The sequence below is a fragment of the Pedobacter namyangjuensis genome (genome assembly GCF_003313325.1).
Classification (GTDB): domain Bacteria; phylum Bacteroidota; class Bacteroidia; order Sphingobacteriales; family Sphingobacteriaceae; genus Pedobacter; species Pedobacter namyangjuensis.
Map to the genome: position 1 here is coordinate 148,905 of NZ_QMHQ01000001.1, position 12,771 is coordinate 161,675.

A 12,771-nucleotide genomic window follows, 5' to 3' on the forward strand; every position below is an offset into this window, starting at 1 on the left:
AAATCAGAATAGATATAATTTAAGTGAAACCACTCTTAAAAGAAAAATCCTCTGAAAAAGTTTTAAAAGCTTTTTTAGAGGATTAATAATTTGGTATCAATTACTTTTTAGCAGTAACTATTGTTGTAGGCAGGGCTTGCGTAGTTTTACTCATTACAGAGGTAATACTTGAAATTACGCCAGCAATATCTGATAGATCAGCCGGTACAATCATGGTATTATTTGTTTTGGCAAGCTTACCAAACTCGTTTAAATACTGTTCGGCAACACGTAAGTTAACTGCATTCATACCACCTTCTGCATTAATAGATTTTGCAATTTCGGTAATACCTTTTGCTGTAGCGATAGCAACCATTTCAATTTCTGATGCTGTACCGCTTGCTTCATTTATTTTACGTTGTTTCTCACCTTCAGATCTAGCAATCATTTCTTGCTTATCACCTTCGGCACGATTAATTTTTGCTTGCTTATCTCCCTCAGATTCTGCAATCATCGCTCGTTTTTCACGCTCGGCACGCATTTGTTTTTCCATCGCATCTCTAATGCTTTGTGGTGGAGAGATGTTTTTAACCTCGTAACGCGAAACTTTGATACCCCAAGGCTCGCTTGCTTTATCTACAGCAGCTACAATTGTACCGTTAACAGTTTCTCGCTCTTCAAAAGTTCTATCTAGCTCCATTTTACCGATAACACTACGCATGGTAGTTTGAGAGATTTGGATTACCGCAAAGCGATAATTATCGATACCGTAAGAAGCTTTCTGCGGATCCATAACTTGTAAATACAAAATTCCATCTACCTCAACAGCGATGTTATCTTTAGTAATACATATTTGCGAAGCAACATCAATTGCCTGCTCTTTTAAATTTTGTTTGTAGGCAATTTTATCGATAAATGGTATTAGGATATGAAATCCAGCATCCAAAGAACGACTGTACTTACCTAAGCGCTCTACAATAAAAACTGATCTTTGCGGCACTACCTTAAAAGTAGATAAGAAGGCAACAAGCACAAAGATGATTGCGATAATTAAAATGATGGTTGGTGATGACATATATTTAGATTTGTTTAACAATTAAAATAATACTCCTTGTTTCGGTAATTAATACGCTTTGTCCTGCTTCTATGTAGTCTTCAGAGCTGGCATCCCAACTGGTTCCTCTAAATTCTACTTTTCCATTTTTGCCCGGGGCAATTGCAGTTTCTGCTAGTGCAGTTTTGCCAACATATTCTTCTTCCAATACTCTCGGACCTTCTCTGTACATACCTATTTTACTGCTTAACCATTTTCTAAGTAGTGCAACAGTTAACAACGCGGTACCGAGAAAGATAATTAGTTGCGCATTAAGGCCAATATCGAAGACTAAAGTTAATAATGCCACCACCCAGGCTGCTACGCCAAAAAAGAATAAAATAAAACCAGGCACCACAAATTCCAGTAAAAAGAACACGAATCCTATTACGAACCAAAGAACCGAGATATTCCTAAATTCATCCATAAATTATAATTTGATTTGCTGTAAAATACTGCATTTTTTCGATAAAATAAAATGAAAGAAGATGTTTCTGCCAAAAATCTGTAGGTTAAACGCACAAAAAAGCCCTTGCTTTCGCAAAGGCTAACTTTATACTATATCAACTATAATTAATCGATAACCGTAATTTTTAGCATATTGGTTTTGCCTTTAATTTCCATAGGGATAGCGGCAGTATTAATAATTACATCGCCTTTTTTAATTAACTTTTTCTCTTTCAAGAATTCGTTAACCTCAGTAATCGTAGCGTCTGTACTTTCAAATTTATCGTAATAAAAACCTCTAACACCCCAAACTAAACTCAAAGTATTAAGTAAAGTCTCGTTGCTGGTAAAAATAAAAATTGGAGATTCTGGCCTGTGACTAGAAATTTCATAAGCAGTGTAACCGCTCAACGTCATAGAAACTATACCAACTGCATTTGTTTGCTTAGATAAAAAGCAAGCAGAATCACATACAGCATCACTCAAGAAACTTTCTGCTTTAGGTTTTAAGAATTTCTCCGCATGAAAAGGATAGTTGTTTTCTTCGATGTTGTTAATGATTTTCTGCATCGTTTCGATGACGATTAAAGGAAATTCCCCAACTGAAGTTTCGCCACTTAACATCACCGCGTCTGCACCATCCAATACCGAGTTAGCAACATCATTAACCTCTGCACGCGTTGGGCGAGGCGTAGTAATCATGCTTTCTAACATCTGTGTAGCAATAATTACTGGCTTAGAAGCCGCTCTACATTTCTGCACAATCATTTTTTGCAACAACGGAACTTCTTCCATTGGCATTTCAACACCCAGATCGCCACGGGCAACCATAATCGCATCAGAAACAGCAATAATCTCGTCGATGTTTGCGATAGCTTCTGGCTTTTCGATTTTTGCAACAACTTTCGCTGATTTGCCTCTAGCTTTAATAATATCTTTTAATTCGATTATATCTTCTGCGTTACGTACAAAAGATAAACCAATCCATTCTACGTTGTTTTCTAAAACAAACTCCAGGTTTTTACGATCTTCAACCGTTAAAGAAGGAATAGAAACCTTTGTATTAGGTAAGTTTACACCTTTTCTAGAAGTTAAGATACCACCATGTACAATTTCGCAAGTTACTTCATCTTTGTAATTAGTTTCGATAACACGCATTTGCAATTTACCATCATCTAATAAAATGATTTCTCCTGCTTTAACGTCCTGAGGAAAATTTTCATAAGTGATGTAAATACGCTCTTCGTTACCTACGCACTCTTGCGTTGTAATAATAGTTTTAGCACCGTTAACTAAATGAATACCACCGTCTTTAACAGTTCCTATTCTAATTTTAGGACCTTGTAAATCGGCCAAGATACCAACGTTGTATTTATATTTTTGGTTAATACTTCTAATAGTATCAAGCACTTCTTGATGATCTGCCTGAGAACCGTGAGAAAAATTTAGACGGCAAACATCTAAACCTGCGTTAAACATACTGTACAATACATCTGGTTTAGCTGATGCTGGACCCAATGTGGCCACAATTTTAGTTCTTGAATGAAAAGGTTTCATTTAATTGTTTTTATAGTAGATAAAACTTAAAGGATGATTTTTACACAAAAACCAATGTTTTACCTCGTTGTTAAAATTATTTTCAGTTTGATTAAGTTTCAAATATAGTGTATTTACTACACTAACAGTATAAAATTTACATTACCAAATTCTCTTTCGACTTTAATTTTTGCGGATTTATTTGCGCAGCAACTTGAATATCAGGCAGTTTATTAAGCCCCGTTAATATAAAATCCAAATCGTCTTTATCTATATATTGGTGTATTATGATAAAAAAATCAACTTTGTTCATTTCTGGAATTAAAAACCCTTCTGGATTTCTGTTGTTTACAAAATAGTACTCAACCTCGCCCTGTTCTACAAAATAGTAAAATTTTGAGAAAGATAATGGAGATTCGTCTATGTTGAAAAAAACTTCGTGATCTCCAATTTTTTCGAAATCGAATTGCAACATTTTGTTAATTTTGTGGCAAAGAACGTAGTCTTTTGTTGCAGCTGTTATCGCTATTAGAACAAAGTCGAGGTCTAAAGAAAGTTTGAGATAGGTTTTATTCAAAACAAATATTATTTAGAAATGCGAAATTATAAAACTAATTTTACATTAAGTTTGAAATAAAATCATTAAAATTGATTGAGAAATAAAAACATTTGAAATTGTTGGAATTTTATTTTTCTTTGCACTGAATTATTTAACCATTAAATTATAAAATTATGTCTGATATTGCTTCAAGAGTTAAGGCTATTATCGTAGAAAAACTAGGTGTTGATGAGAGCGAAGTTACGCCAGAAGCGTCTTTCACTAATGACTTAGGTGCAGATTCTTTGGATACTGTAGAGTTAATTATGGAATTTGAAAAAGAATTTAACGTAGCAATTCCTGATGATCAGGCTGAAACTATCGGTACTGTTGGTCAAGCTGTTGCTTATTTAGAAAAAAACGTTAAGTAAGAATACGCTTCCCGTACAATACTTATAAATGGAATTAAAAAGAGTAGTAGTAACAGGTCTAGGTGCGCTCACTCCAATTGGTAACAACATCCAAGAATATTGGGATTCGTTAATAAATGGGGTGAGTGGCGCTGGTCCTATCACAGGTTTTGATACTGAAAAGTTCAAGACAAAATTTGCTTGCGAGCTAAAAGATTTCAACGCCGAAGATCATTTGGATAAGAAAGAAGCACGCAAGCTAGATCCTTTCGTACAATATGCTTTAGTTTCTACAGCAGAAGCCGTTAAAGACGGTGGTTACGATTGGGAAAAAATAGATACTAACCGTGCTGGTGTAATTTGGGGCTCAGGAATTGGTGGTTTTAAAACCTTTCAAGAGGAGATGAAAAATTTCTTTTTGGGTGATGGAACGCCACGACTAAATCCATTCTTTATACCTAAGGTAATTATTGATATCGCCCCTGGTCATATTTCTATGAAATATGGTTTAAGAGGGCCGAATTTTTCTACCGTTTCGGCTTGCGCATCTGCAACCAATGCAATGATTGATGCTTTCAACTATATCCGTTTGGACATTGCTGATATTATTATCACTGGTGGTTCTGAGGCTATTATCAACGAAGCTGGTATTGGTGGCTTTAATGCAATGCATGCCCTTTCTACAAGAAATGACGATCCAAAAACTGCTTCTAGACCGTTTGACAAAGACCGCGAAGGTTTCGTTGCTGGTGAAGGTGCAGGAACAATCATTTTGGAAGAATTAGAGCACGCAAAAGCGAGAGGTGCTAAAATCTATGCCGAAATAATTGGTGGTGGTATGAGTGCAGATGCAAATCATATTACAGCTCCGCATCCGCAAGGATTAGGCGCAAAACTAGTTATGGCTAATGCATTAAGAGACGCAAAGTTGACAACTGCAGATATCGATTATATCAATGTTCACGGTACATCTACGCCACTTGGCGATGTTAGCGAGAGCAGAGCTATTGTTGATTTATTTGGAGAAGATGCCTACAAATTGAACATTAGTTCTACAAAATCTATGACTGGCCATTTACTTGGTGCAGCAGGCGCTGTAGAAGCTATTGCTACAATTTTAGCGGTTCAAAATGATATTGTTCCACCAACTATCAATCACTTTACTGATGATCCAGAATTTGATCCAAATTTAAACTTTACGTTTAACAAGGCTCAAAAACGTACTATACGTGCTGCTCAAAGTAATACGTTTGGTTTTGGCGGTCATAACGCATCTGTTATTTTCAAAAAATACGAGGGATAATCAAAATCAATCTTTATTGATGTTTTGTAGTATTTTTATGCTTTAGTTATTCCTGTGGATTTTTTGTAGCAAAATTTAATGCCAATATTCGATTTTTATAAGCTTTACTTATCGCCAAACAAGGTTTTTGTAAAAAAACTTAAAAACATTCTAGGTTTCGTACCTGGCAATGTAGCGCTATATAATATGGCTTTTAGACATCGATCGGTAGCTAAAGTGCTGAAAAACGGCAGCCGTAGCAGCAATGAACGCCTAGAATTTTTAGGCGATGCAATTCTCGGCTCTGTAATTGCAGAATTACTTTTTAAAAGTTACCCTTATAAAGAAGAAGGATTTTTGACAGAAATGCGCTCTAAAATTGTAAATAGAGCTAATCTGAATCAACTTGCCCGCAAAATGGGCTTCGATCAACTTATCGTTTACGATCAAAAAACTGTTAATGTGCATTCAAAGCATCACTCTATGTTGGGTGATGCATTTGAAGCGCTTATTGGCGCTATTTACCTTGATAAAGGCTATAACTTTACTAAAAACTTCCTCCTAAAAAGAATTGTAAAGCCATATATTGATATACATACTTTAGAAATGACCGAGACGAATTTTAAAAGTAAATTAATAGAATGGTGCCAACGTCACGGCAAAGATATTTCTTTTGATATGGTCGAAAATGGAGAAGGCGAAAGTGCTAAACTGTTCACCATTCACGCCATTATTGATAGCGAAAACCACGGTATTGGCAGAGACTACAACAAAAAAAACGCAGAAAAATTAGCTGCCGAAAAGGCCTGTGAGTCGCTAGCGATTTAGTTCGCAATGCAAATTCTCAATAAACTGTTTTGCATTACCGAACTGAAAATTCTCAATTGAGAACCGATTAATTTTTCTTCAAAGTATCTGTATAATTTTTATACGAATCTCTGATATATTTTGTACCGTCGTAAACATTCCAATTTTTTGTTTTTTCGTACTCCGGTCGATAATTAATCATAAAATGCTCTAACTCTTTACCGGTTAAACCTGTATTCTTGCCAATAATAGATTTGTTGAAGAAACCATCTATGTGGGTTTGTTCCATTTCGGTATTGTACATGTTGCTAAATCGCCTTGCATTTTTTGGTGTACGCCCGAAAAGTTCATAAAGTGCAGTTAAAGGAGTAAAAATGAATGCCAATGGCTTCGGCTTTCCTGCATAAAAACTACCTTTATCTCTAAAATCCTGCTTTACTGCATCTAGCGTTTGCTTTTTACTTTGCCCGGTAATTACCACCTCATTTAAGGTAGTACCTCTATTAATTAATATCAGCGCATCTTTGGTAGAAGTTATGATATACTCCTTATCGTTAAAACCTCTTTTTGTAATTAAAATAGTATCGCCTACTGCAGATTTCAGTTGAAAAATGCCCATATCGTTGCTTCCAGTACTGTATTTATTACGCTTGTTGGTAATCTCAGCTAAAGCAACTCTCATTTTCGAGCCATTTTCCATCACAACTCCGTTAAGTATAAATTCTTGTTGCGCAAAAATCTGAGAGGCTTGCAACAATAAATAACTTAAGAAAATTAGACGAAAGCGCTTCATTTTGGTTGGATATTAATTTGTAAATTTAGCTATAGTTTACCATCTACTAAGTTAAAAAACGTTAATTAATGACTAAAGTTTTGTCAGGATTATATTTATTGTACTGCGCAACGATATTTATCTTGCTAATGATTATTGTATTACCGTTTACGTTACTTGCATCAGCTTTGCTTAAGAAAACTCCCGCAAAAAGAACTATTCTGATTCTGCTAAGATGTTGGGCTTGGTGTTTTAGCATCCTATCGGGATTTTGGTTTAAAACTTACAACAAGAATAACATCAACGTAAGCAAACAACATATTTATGTTGGCAATCACGGTTCTTATTTAGATGCGGTAGCAGTTTGCATCGCCATTCCTCAACATTTTAGTCCGTTAGGAAAAATAGAAATGACCAAAATCCCAATTTTCGGATCTATATACAAACGAATTGTGATAATGATTGATCGAAATAGCAAAGAAAGTAGACAATTTTCGGTAAATCAATTAAAACAGGAAATTGTAGAGGGGCAGTCGATTTTAATATTTCCAGAAGGCACAATGAATAAAACCAATGCCGAGCTAACCGAATTTTACGATGGTGCTTTTAGGATTGCAATAGAAACCCAGACAGACATTTTACCATTTGTGATGATAAATAATCGAAAGTTATTACCGCGGATAAATCCGTTAAATGCAAAACCGGGATTTGTAAAGACAGTTTTCATCCATCCTGTTCCTGTTAAAAATTTAACGTTGGCAGATGTACCAAACTTAAAAAACCAAGTGTTCCAATTGATGAAGAACGCGATTTTAGCTGATTGAAAATATTTTTAGCGATGGAATATCCTTCGGCGTAAGCGAAAAACATTCGTCTTTTAACCCTCTTCCTTTTTTACTATCTTTGCGCATGATAAAATCAATGACAGGCTTTGGCTTGGCCTCTACAGATTACCAAAACTCTAAATTTGCTGTAGAGATTAAATCCTTAAACTCTAAGTTTTTAGAATTGAGCTTAAAGTTACCTAGGGCTTTTTCTGATAAAGAACTTTTGCTACGTAACACTTGCAGCAAGGAAATTGAACGTGGAAAAGTAAGCATCTCTGTTAATATAGAGCGTAGCGACGATACGCAAAAAGGAGCGACCATTAATACTGCGCTCTTAACAAAATACTTTAAACAGTTAGAAGAAATAAACAACTCTTTAGGTGCTAACTCAACTAATTTATTGCAAACTGCTTTAAACCTACCAGAAGTAATTACCTATAATGAAGAAGAGGTTGGCGAAAATGAATGGGATGTTTTGCACAACACTTTTAAGCTTGCATTAACCAATTTTAACCAATTTAGAATTGATGAGGGAGCAGTGTTAAAAACCGACTTAGAGTTACGTATAAAAAATATTTTGGCGTTTTTTGCCGAGATAGATCAACTTGCGCCCTTAAGAGTTCCACAGGTAAAAGCTAGGTTAACGCAGTTTTTAGAAGAAACTGTAGGAAAGGTAAATTACGACCAAAACCGTTTAGAGCAAGAGTTGATTTATTATATCGATAAATTAGATATTACCGAAGAAAAAACTCGCCTTAAAAGCCATTGCGATTACTTTATGGAAACGTTAAAAAGTAAAGATGCTAATGGTAAAAAATTAGGTTTTATCTCGCAAGAAATTGGCAGGGAAATTAATACCATGGGTGCAAAAGCTAACGACGCTCACATACAGCAATTGGTTGTTGGTATGAAAGAAGAATTAGAGAAAATTAAAGAACAACTACTAAATGTGTTGTAATGTTGAAACGTTTATAGGTTGTAATTTAGCAACTTTAAAACTTTTCAAACTTTCAACCTTTCAACCTTTTTAAAGAATGCAAGGCAAACTTATCATATTTTCTGCTCCCTCTGGCGCCGGAAAAACCACAATTGTTAGACACTTATTACAGAAATTCCCGCAATTGAGTTTTTCTATTTCGGCCACTACGAGAGAATCTCGCGGTAGCGAACAGCACGAAAACGATTATTATTTCATTAGTAAAGAAGATTTTTTACATAAGATAGCACACCAAGAGTTTGTAGAATTTGAAGAAGTTTACAGTGGCACATTTTACGGCACGCTTCGCTCAGAAATTGAACGTATTTGGAAAGAGGGCAAACATGTAATTTTCGATATCGATGTTGAAGGCGGTTTGCGCTTAAAAAGGAAATATGAAGATGATGCTTTAGCAATTTTTGTTCAGCCACCATCTTTAGAGGTTTTAAAAGAACGTTTAACGGGAAGAGGTACAGATAGCCAAGAAAAGCTACAAGAGCGTTTTATTAAGGCAGAAAAAGAACTAGAATACGCGGATAAGTTTGATGTAATTCTCAAAAACTTTGATTTAGATACCGCATGTGCAGAAGCGGAAATCCTAATTAAAGAATTTTTGGAAAAATAAAGCTACGATGCCAATTAATAGCCCAAAACCGAAAACTGGCCTTTTCTTCGGCTCTTTTAATCCAATTCATATTGGGCATTTAATTATTGCCAACTACATGGCAACATTTGGCGGTTTAAATGAAGTTTGGCTAGTGGTATCGCCACATAATCCGTTAAAATTAAAAAGTGGTTTGGCGAATATGTACGACCGCTTGGAAATGGCTCGGTTAGCAACAGAAAACGCACCTCAAATTAACGTTAGCGATGTAGAATTTAAGCTTCCACAACCATCTTACACGGTAGATACACTTGCGCATTTACATGAGCGCTACCCTGAGAAAGAATTTGTACTAATAATGGGTGCAGATAACTTGGTTTCGTTAAAGAAATGGAAGAACTACGAGGTTTTGTTAAAAAACTATCAAATCTACGTTTATCCACGACCGGGCGCAGAGGTTTCCGAATGGGAAAACCATCCAGCAATCACCTTTACAGATACGCCACAAATGGAAATTTCATCAACTTTTGTGCGCAAAGCGATAAAGGAAAATAAAAATGTACAGTTTTTTGTTCCAGATAGCGTATTAGAGTTTATCGATCAACGAAGTATGTACAAGTAATTAGTAAACTAGCTTCTGTACAACAAGAACACAGTTGGTTTTTTGTGTAAATCTACCTTTTCAGATTTCCACATTGCAACTGCTAAGGTTTTAATAAACTCATCTTCGCCATTAATATTTGTTGCAATACAAAGCTGTGTGCTTGGCTGGCAGTTTTTTAAAACATCATCTAACAAATGGTTATTTCTGAAAGGTGTTTCCATAAACAACTGGGTTTGTTTGTTCTTTGCAGATAGAGCCTCTAATTCTTTAATTTTTTTTGCACGCTCAACCTTATCTATTGGCAAATAACCATGAAAAGTAAAGCTCTGCCCACTAAAGCCAGATGACATTAAAGCCTGTATCATAGAATTTGGGCCAACTAAGGGTACAACTTTAATTCCTCTTTTGTGTGCTTCGGCAACAATTTCCGCTCCTGGATCGGCAACACCGGGGCATCCAGCTTCGCTCATTAATCCTACATCAACACCCTGCATTAGTTGCGTAAAATACGGCACTAAAGAATTCCCTCTTTTATGTTTGCCATAGTCGTGAACCAATAATTCACTTTGTGGAGTTTTAATACCCGCCTCCTTTAAAAATTTACGTGCCGATTTTTCATTTTCTACAATGTATGTTTTTAAAGCATTTATCGTATCAATTAAAAATGGAGTAAATGATTTTTGGCTAGCATTTTCTGCCAACGGAACTGGGATTAAAAACAAAGTGCCTTTTTGCATAATTAAAGTTTAGGTTGCAAAAGTACTCATTTAAGCTAATATCTACTCTGTATTTGCTAAGCTTAAGATTTTGCCGGAAACATCAAAAACAAAATTCTGTTTTAAAAAAAATAAAATTGTAGCAAATTTAGTTCTGCCCGCCTTATTTTTCACACATTAAATATTGTAACAAAACACTTGCACTTAAACACTTAAAAAGATATAAATACGTTAATTAAGTCATAAAAGCATCAAATGTAAATTTGGCATTAAGCCTTTGTTAAAAATGGTGTTCAAATTGATATACACAAAGCGTTAGGTTAATTATAAATTTTAAAACACACACAAATGAAAACCATGATCAAATTACCAGCAGTATTGCTGGGGCTCATGCTCCTCCTTGCTGGAACCACAGAAAAAGCAATGGCTCAACAGGAGGATGTATCCCTGCAATCGTTCTACGACGAATTATCGCCGTACGGACAATGGATCCAAGACCCGCAATACGGGTATGTTTGGCGTCCCGATGTTGACCAAGAAGAATTTAGACCATACTATACCAATGGCCGTTGGGCTATGACAGAATATGGAAATACCTGGGTAAGTAACTACGATTGGGGTTGGGCTCCTTTCCATTACGGGCGTTGGATTTACAACCGTTACAACAATTGGGTTTGGTTGCCAGATACCGTTTGGGGACCAGCTTGGGTAACCTGGAGAAGTGGCGGTGGGCACTATGGATGGGCACCACTAGGACCAAGTATCAACATAGGTATAAATATTGGCAGAGGTGGTTACCGTATACCAGATATGTGCTGGAACTTTGTTCCGTACAACAACATATACTACAGCAATTACCCACGTTATTATGGCAATAGAAATAGAGTTTATATCCAAAATACGGTAATTATAAACAACACCTATGTTCGTAATAACAGAACCTATTACACAGGCCCTAGAGCAGATGATATCAGAAGTCGCACTAACCAAAACGTAACCGTTTACAATGTAAACAGAAGTAACAGAGCAGGTGCGTCCAGAATAGATAACAATAGCGTTAACATTTACTCTCCACGCCCAAGTAGAGGCGAGTCTAATGCAAATGCAGCACCTAGAAATGCGGTACAAGCGAATATTAATCGTGGGCCGATTAGCAGAGATAGAAATGCTGTTGCAGGAAACAGAACTGAACGTGGAAACGCAGTTGGAAACAATAGAGTAGGCAGAGATAACAATGTTGGTGTACGCCCAGAAAGAGGTAACGGAAACCCAACTGTTGGCAATGAGAGAGGTGGAACAGATAGAACTAACGGAGGTTTCGCAACTAGACCAACTAGAGGTGAGAATGGTGTATCTGCTCCTGTAAATAGAGACAACCGAGTGGGTGTAACGCCTAATAACGATGGTGTCAATCGTTCTAGAGGTTTCGACAGACGAATTGAAAACAATGGGAATGCAAATGAAAGAGTAGAAAGAAATAACTCTACCCAGGCACAACCACAACGTATAGAGCGTCAGCAACAGGCTCAACAACAGCGTATGGAACGTCAGCAACAAGCACAGCCTCAGCGTATGGAAAGGCCACAACAGCAGGCGCCACAAAGAGTTGAGCGAGTTGAAAGACAACAACAAGTACCGCAACGTGTAGAAAGATCTCAACCACAACGTGTAGAGAGAAGCCAATCTAGCGGTGGCGGTGGAAGAGAAAGCAGTGGTAGAGGAAATAGCGGAGGTGGATCATCTCGCCCAGGAAGAGGTTAAATAATTCAAATATCAAGAGCCGATGTAAAAGTCGGCTTTTTTTTTTGCCCCATTTTTTCGAAAAGCAAAGTCAGTAGCCTTTAGCAACAGCAAGCCCCGTTATCCGCTTTACTTCGTGTTCGCTCCTACCGGGTTTAGGTAAATTAGCATTTGCTGCTATGAGGAGCATTAATGCACAAGCCAATAAAATATAGCCTCAATTGAAGCGGTATCTTTTCCCCTAAATCCCTAAAAGGATGTGGGGAGAAAAATTTAGCGTAAAGTGGGACTAACCTAAATAGTTGTACAAAGGTGCGCTTCAAAAAAATCTGTTCCAGCTAACAAATACCACTACAAGAAAATATTATTACCTTTGCACCAAATGAAACTGGGCACCATCATATTTTTTTCGCTACGCTTTTTATAAAGCGTTCCCTTGC

Annotated in this window: 14 protein-coding genes; 8 read left to right on the top strand and 6 right to left on the bottom strand. The window is 36.4% G+C overall.

The window, feature by feature from the left end; all coding sequences use genetic code 11:
- Positions 1 to 100 precede the first annotated feature (100 nt).
- The 4 genes from DUT69_RS00705 to DUT69_RS00720 form a co-directional block, all read right to left on the bottom strand.
- Positions 101 to 1,054 (bottom strand): SPFH domain-containing protein, encoded by a 954-nt coding sequence (locus DUT69_RS00705; RefSeq protein ID WP_113651221.1) that lies wholly within the window; start codon positions 1,052 to 1,054, stop codon positions 101 to 103.
- A gap of 4 nt (positions 1,055 to 1,058) precedes the next feature.
- Entirely contained in the window at positions 1,059 to 1,499 is a 441-nt protein-coding gene (locus DUT69_RS00710) for an NfeD family protein (protein ID WP_113651222.1), read from the bottom strand.
- Positions 1,500 to 1,645: 146 nt separating this feature from the next.
- Positions 1,646 to 3,076: a pyruvate kinase gene (pyk, locus tag DUT69_RS00715; RefSeq protein WP_113651223.1), complete on the bottom strand. Its 1,431-nt coding sequence runs from the start codon at positions 3,074 to 3,076 to the stop codon at positions 1,646 to 1,648.
- A gap of 136 nt (positions 3,077 to 3,212) precedes the next feature.
- Complete coding sequence (locus tag DUT69_RS00720) at positions 3,213 to 3,632, bottom strand: IPExxxVDY family protein (RefSeq protein WP_113651224.1); 420 nt, start codon at positions 3,630 to 3,632, stop codon at positions 3,213 to 3,215.
- A 155-nt stretch (positions 3,633 to 3,787) separates the two neighbouring features.
- Between DUT69_RS00720 and DUT69_RS00725 the strand changes: the two genes are divergently transcribed.
- The 3 genes from DUT69_RS00725 to rnc all read left to right on the top strand — a co-directional run bounded on the left by DUT69_RS00725 (position 3,788) and on the right by rnc (position 6,113).
- Complete coding sequence (locus tag DUT69_RS00725) at positions 3,788 to 4,024, top strand: acyl carrier protein (protein WP_031266521.1); 237 nt, start codon at positions 3,788 to 3,790, stop codon at positions 4,022 to 4,024.
- Positions 4,025 to 4,052: 28 nt separating this feature from the next.
- Positions 4,053 to 5,306: a beta-ketoacyl-ACP synthase II gene (fabF, locus tag DUT69_RS00730; RefSeq protein ID WP_113651225.1), complete on the top strand. Its 1,254-nt coding sequence runs from the start codon at positions 4,053 to 4,055 to the stop codon at positions 5,304 to 5,306.
- Between the two features lie 78 nt (positions 5,307 to 5,384).
- On the top strand, positions 5,385 to 6,113 hold the full coding sequence (gene rnc, locus DUT69_RS00735) for a ribonuclease III (protein ID WP_113651226.1): 729 nt from the start codon (positions 5,385 to 5,387) through the stop codon (positions 6,111 to 6,113).
- A gap of 67 nt (positions 6,114 to 6,180) precedes the next feature.
- Here the strand turns inward: rnc and DUT69_RS00740 are convergent, their stop codons facing one another.
- Positions 6,181 to 6,885, bottom strand: a complete 705-nt coding sequence (locus tag DUT69_RS00740) for a hypothetical protein (RefSeq protein WP_113651227.1) — start codon at positions 6,883 to 6,885, stop codon at positions 6,181 to 6,183.
- 68 nt (positions 6,886 to 6,953) lie between these two features.
- Here DUT69_RS00740 and DUT69_RS00745 point away from each other — a divergent pair, with 68 nt between their 5' ends.
- From DUT69_RS00745 to nadD, 4 genes are all read left to right on the top strand, one after another.
- Positions 6,954 to 7,688: a lysophospholipid acyltransferase family protein gene (locus DUT69_RS00745; protein ID WP_113651228.1), complete on the top strand. Its 735-nt coding sequence runs from the start codon at positions 6,954 to 6,956 to the stop codon at positions 7,686 to 7,688.
- Positions 7,689 to 7,785: 97 nt separating this feature from the next.
- A complete protein-coding gene (locus tag DUT69_RS00750; protein ID WP_113651229.1) occupies positions 7,786 to 8,649 on the top strand; it encodes a YicC/YloC family endoribonuclease in 864 nt (287 codons plus the stop codon).
- Positions 8,650 to 8,725: 76 nt separating this feature from the next.
- A complete protein-coding gene (gmk, locus tag DUT69_RS00755; protein WP_113651230.1) occupies positions 8,726 to 9,292 on the top strand; it encodes a guanylate kinase in 567 nt (188 codons plus the stop codon).
- Between the two features lie 7 nt (positions 9,293 to 9,299).
- Positions 9,300 to 9,893, top strand: a complete 594-nt coding sequence (nadD, locus tag DUT69_RS00760; protein ID WP_113651231.1) for a nicotinate (nicotinamide) nucleotide adenylyltransferase — start codon at positions 9,300 to 9,302, stop codon at positions 9,891 to 9,893.
- An 8-nt stretch (positions 9,894 to 9,901) separates the two neighbouring features.
- Here the strand turns inward: nadD and DUT69_RS00765 are convergent, their stop codons facing one another.
- Entirely contained in the window at positions 9,902 to 10,612 is a 711-nt protein-coding gene (locus tag DUT69_RS00765) for an SAM-dependent methyltransferase (protein WP_113651232.1), read from the bottom strand.
- A gap of 327 nt (positions 10,613 to 10,939) precedes the next feature.
- Between DUT69_RS00765 and DUT69_RS00770 the strand changes: the two genes are divergently transcribed.
- Entirely contained in the window at positions 10,940 to 12,352 is a 1,413-nt protein-coding gene (locus DUT69_RS00770; protein ID WP_113651233.1) for a DUF6600 domain-containing protein, read from the top strand.
- The last annotated feature ends 419 nt before the right edge of the window (positions 12,353 to 12,771 follow it).

Excerpts from the sequence above, each read along its gene's own strand:
- DUT69_RS00705 (WP_113651221.1), bottom strand. The coding sequence starts at position 1,054 with ATGTCATCACCAACCATCATTTTAATTATCGCAATCATCTTTGTGCTT.
- DUT69_RS00710 (WP_113651222.1), bottom strand. The coding sequence starts at position 1,499 with ATGGATGAATTTAGGAATATCTCGGTTCTTTGGTTCGTAATAGGATTC.
- pyk (WP_113651223.1), bottom strand. The coding sequence starts at position 3,076 with ATGAAACCTTTTCATTCAAGAACTAAAATTGTGGCCACATTGGGTCCA.
- DUT69_RS00725 (WP_031266521.1), top strand. The coding sequence starts at position 3,788 with ATGTCTGATATTGCTTCAAGAGTTAAGGCTATTATCGTAGAAAAACTA.
- fabF (WP_113651225.1), top strand. The coding sequence starts at position 4,053 with ATGGAATTAAAAAGAGTAGTAGTAACAGGTCTAGGTGCGCTCACTCCA.
- rnc (WP_113651226.1), top strand. The coding sequence starts at position 5,385 with ATGCCAATATTCGATTTTTATAAGCTTTACTTATCGCCAAACAAGGTT.
- DUT69_RS00740 (WP_113651227.1), bottom strand. The coding sequence starts at position 6,885 with ATGAAGCGCTTTCGTCTAATTTTCTTAAGTTATTTATTGTTGCAAGCC.
- DUT69_RS00745 (WP_113651228.1), top strand. The coding sequence starts at position 6,954 with ATGACTAAAGTTTTGTCAGGATTATATTTATTGTACTGCGCAACGATA.
- DUT69_RS00750 (WP_113651229.1), top strand. The coding sequence starts at position 7,786 with ATGACAGGCTTTGGCTTGGCCTCTACAGATTACCAAAACTCTAAATTT.
- gmk (WP_113651230.1), top strand. The coding sequence starts at position 8,726 with ATGCAAGGCAAACTTATCATATTTTCTGCTCCCTCTGGCGCCGGAAAA.
- nadD (WP_113651231.1), top strand. The coding sequence starts at position 9,300 with ATGCCAATTAATAGCCCAAAACCGAAAACTGGCCTTTTCTTCGGCTCT.
- DUT69_RS00765 (WP_113651232.1), bottom strand. The coding sequence starts at position 10,612 with ATGCAAAAAGGCACTTTGTTTTTAATCCCAGTTCCGTTGGCAGAAAAT.
- DUT69_RS00770 (WP_113651233.1), top strand. The coding sequence starts at position 10,940 with ATGAAAACCATGATCAAATTACCAGCAGTATTGCTGGGGCTCATGCTC.